The sequence below is a fragment of the Halalkalibacter flavus genome, assembly GCF_036663575.1.
GTDB classification, from domain to species: domain Bacteria; phylum Bacillota; class Bacilli; order Bacillales; family Bacillaceae_D; genus Halalkalibacter; species Halalkalibacter flavus.
Window position 1 is genome coordinate 1 of the sequence record NZ_JAWRVK010000088.1, and the last position, 3436, is coordinate 3436.

The 3436-nt window shown below is 40.5% G+C and carries 3 protein-coding genes, 1 tRNA gene and 1 riboswitch; of the genes, 3 read left to right on the forward strand and 1 reads right to left on the reverse strand.

From position 1 onward, the window contains the following. Nucleotides 1-314: 314 nt before the first annotated feature. Nucleotides 315-428, forward strand: a riboswitch (SAM riboswitch). 136 nt (nt 429-564) lie between these two features. Genes SAY88_RS24370 through SAY88_RS24380 form a run of 3 tightly spaced genes read left to right on the forward strand, consistent with a single transcriptional unit; the run spans nt 565 to nt 3129 of the window. Beyond that, on the forward strand, nt 565-1590 hold the full coding sequence (locus SAY88_RS24370) for a methionine ABC transporter ATP-binding protein (protein WP_332635031.1): 1026 nt from the start codon (nt 565-567) through the stop codon (nt 1588-1590). Next, nucleotides 1583-2251, forward strand: a complete 669-nt coding sequence (locus SAY88_RS24375) for a methionine ABC transporter permease (protein WP_332635033.1) — start codon at nt 1583-1585, stop codon at nt 2249-2251. The genes SAY88_RS24370 and SAY88_RS24375 overlap by 8 nt, the downstream gene beginning before the upstream one ends. Nucleotides 2252-2268: 17 nt before the next feature. Then, nucleotides 2269-3129: a MetQ/NlpA family ABC transporter substrate-binding protein gene (locus SAY88_RS24380; protein WP_332635034.1), complete on the forward strand. Its 861-nt coding sequence runs from the start codon at nt 2269-2271 to the stop codon at nt 3127-3129. Nucleotides 3130-3197: 68 nt separating this feature from the next. Here SAY88_RS24380 and SAY88_RS24385 read toward each other — a convergent pair. After that, nucleotides 3198-3272: transfer RNA gene (locus SAY88_RS24385), tRNA-Gln, on the reverse strand. Nucleotides 3273-3436: the final 164 nt, after the last annotated feature.

Sequence of the window (3436 nt, forward strand, 5' to 3'; positions counted from 1 at the left end):
TGTCAAGCCACCTGAGTCTACTTGATAATTGGTAAGAAAGTTAACTTTTTTGTGTCCAAAATATTGACCTAGATCCATTAAGATAGAAAATAACAGAATTGAGCAGAAAAGTTGAGGTTTATTAAATATGTATGTTGCTCTTTCTTTTCGAACAGCGAGTAAGAAGCTAGTTAAGAGGGAGTACCTCTACTTTATTTTCCGATAAATCTGAATAAAAAAACTATATCGATGTAATATTATTTGTTGACAATCATTTTTTGAGTGTGCTATCATTCTCTCATTGCTAATATAAACAAATAACTGAATGTCATAGACTCTTATCCAGAGTGGCGGAGGGACTGGCCCGACGATGCCCGGCAACCGTTGGATCGAATGCGATCTAAGAAGGTGCTAAATCCTGCAAAGTGTAATGCTTTGAAAGATGAGAGAAGGGAATGTAAAAACCTTTCTGCTCATTATGCAGAAAGGTTTTTTTATTCATGTGGCAATAATAAATCAGAATAATGTTGCGATAAATTTAAGTATTCTTATAGGAATTGCTTCTATAGGGGGAAGGAGAAGCGGATGATTTCATTAACAGGAATTCGAAAAATATTCCAAACAAAAAATGGTCCGGTTACAGCGGTTGATGGAATTAACCTTACAATTAATGAAGGTGAAATTTATGGTGTTATTGGATATAGTGGAGCGGGAAAAAGTACATTAATTCGTATGCTGAACATGCTTGAGAGACCAAGCGAGGGTGAGGTTGTAGTGGCTGGAAGAAATCTTTCAAAACTAAAACCAACAGAGCTTCGCAAAGCTAGACAAGAAATCGGCATGATTTTTCAGCACTTTAACTTGCTTTGGTCGCGGACTGTACGAGAAAACATAGCGTTTCCGCTTGAAATTGCTGGTGTGAAGAAGACCGAGCGAATGAAGCGAGTGGATGAATTAATTAAACTTGTTGGCTTAGAGGGCCGTGAAGAAAGTTATCCATCTCAATTGAGTGGGGGACAAAAGCAACGTGTCGGTATTGCACGTGCGTTGGCCAATAACCCGAAAGTTCTTCTTTGTGACGAAGCAACGTCGGCATTAGATCCAAAAACGACGGATTCAATTTTGGACTTGCTTGTAGATATTAACGAGCGTCTAGGATTGACGATTATATTAATTACGCACGAAATGCATGTCATTCGAAAGATTTGTCATCAAGTTGCGGTAATGGAAGCTGGAAAGATTGTTGAGCAAGGACCTGTACGAGAAGTGTTCCGTAAACCAAAAGAGAAGATGACTAAGGAATTCGTTAAGCAAATTACAGAGACTGATGAAACAGTCGAAGCAGTTGATCACATGCTTGCTGATTATCCGGAAGGCCAGCTGGTACAGCTGACGTTTGTCGGAGAAGAAGCAGAACGTCCGTTGATCACCCAGTTGATCAGACACTTTGATGTCGAGGTCAACATCATCCAAGGAAAGCTAACAAAAATCCAAGAGGGTTCGTACGGAACATTATTTGTAGCCTTAACGGGTGACAAAGATGAAATCGGCAAAGCTATTGCCTTTATCCGCGGAAAAGAAGTGGAAGTGGAGGTGATCGCCCATGCTTGATCAATGGTTTGGAAGGGTAAGGTGGGATCGGTTATGGGACGCCACACTTGAGACTCTTTATATGACGGGAATTTCCGTCGCAGCGACATTTATCATCGGGTTAATCTTAGGCCTCATCTTGTATTTAACGAGCAAAGGAAACCTTTGGGAAAACAAGTGGATTAATACGATATTTAGTTTGATTGTGAATGTGTTTCGCTCAATTCCGTTCATTATCTTAATTGTTTTGTTGATACCATTTACACGTATGCTCGTTGGTTCGATGCTTGGAGCCAATGCAGCCTTACCAGCACTAATCATTGGAGCGGCTCCGTTTTATGCTCGGATGGTCGAAATGGCATTAAGGGAAATTGATAAAGGAGTTATAGAAGCTTCTCAAGCAATGGGGGCAACCAAATGGGATATCATTCGAAAAGTCCTTATTCCTGAGTCGCTTCCGGCACTCATTTCCGGTATTACCGTAACAGCTATTTCGTTAGTCAGCTTTACCGCTATGGCCGGTGTAATTGGAGCAGGTGGACTCGGACACTTTGCTTACCTTGAAGGCTTTCAACGAAACAACAGTCAAATTACATTAGTTGCAACAGTGGTCATTTTAGTCATTGTCTTTCTTATTCAGTGGATCGGTGACTATTTTACAAATAAAACAGATAAACGATAACAAGGGGGATTTTAATTATGAAAAAGTTTTTACGCTTACTTGGTGTAGCAGCATTATCCGCATCTTTAGTAGCTTGCGGTGCTGCAGAAGAAGAAACAACAGAAAATGCAGCTGGTGAAGAGGGAGAACAAGCTGAAACATCAACGCTAGTAGTTGGGGCATCTGCTGTACCACATACAGAAGTACTTGAATATGTACAACCACTTTTAGCTGAAGAAGGCATTGAGCTTGAAATTGTAACATTCCAAGATTATATCTTGCCAAACCAAGCATTACGTGATGGAGACATTGACGCTAACTATTTCCAAACACCTGGTTACTTAGCGATGCAATTAGATGAAAATCCTGATTTTGATTTTGTTAGCATTGGTGCCATCCATGCAGAGCCAATCGGCGTGTATTCTAAAGAATATAGCAGCTTAGATGAGCTTCCAGAAGGTGCAACAATTATCATGAGTGATTCAATTAGTGACCATGGCCGTATTCTTCCAATCTTTGAAGAAGCTGGTTTAATTGAGCTTGATGTTGAGGAAGGTGCTTTAGCAACAGTAGACGATATCGTATCAAACCCGAAAAATTTACAGTTTGATAAGTTCCAAGTGGAGGCAAGAATGTTAGCTCCTTCATTTGAAGCAGAAGAAGGCGATGCAGTTGTGATTAACACAAACTATGCACTTGAAGGTGGAGTAGACATCGAGTCATACGGAATTGCGTTTGAAGGAGCAGATGTTCTTCAGCCAAACCTAATTGTTGTTCGTTCTGAAGACGAAAACCGTGCTGAGATTTTAAAATTAGTTGAAATCCTTCAATCAGAAGAAGTTCAAAAATTCATTATCGACACGTATGATGGTGCGGTCATTCCTTTAACTGGTGAGTAATAGAATAGGATTAAAAAAAGCTGCTGAGTTTTGATACTCGGCAGCTTTTTTCGGTTATGTAATTAATGTGGCTGGGCTAGCAGGATTCGAACCTACGCATGACGGAGTCAAAGTCCGTTGCCTTACCGCTTGGCTATAGCCCAGCGAAGCGACAATCTTATAGTATGTACTTGGAGAGACATTATTCGTCTTTCTCAGAAAAAGATGAAGAAAATCATTTTGTGAGAGGATGAAGCCCCAAACAGCGAAGGAGGAGTTGGGAAAAGAGCATCATGAGAAGAGTGAAGCCCCAAACAGCGAAGGAGGA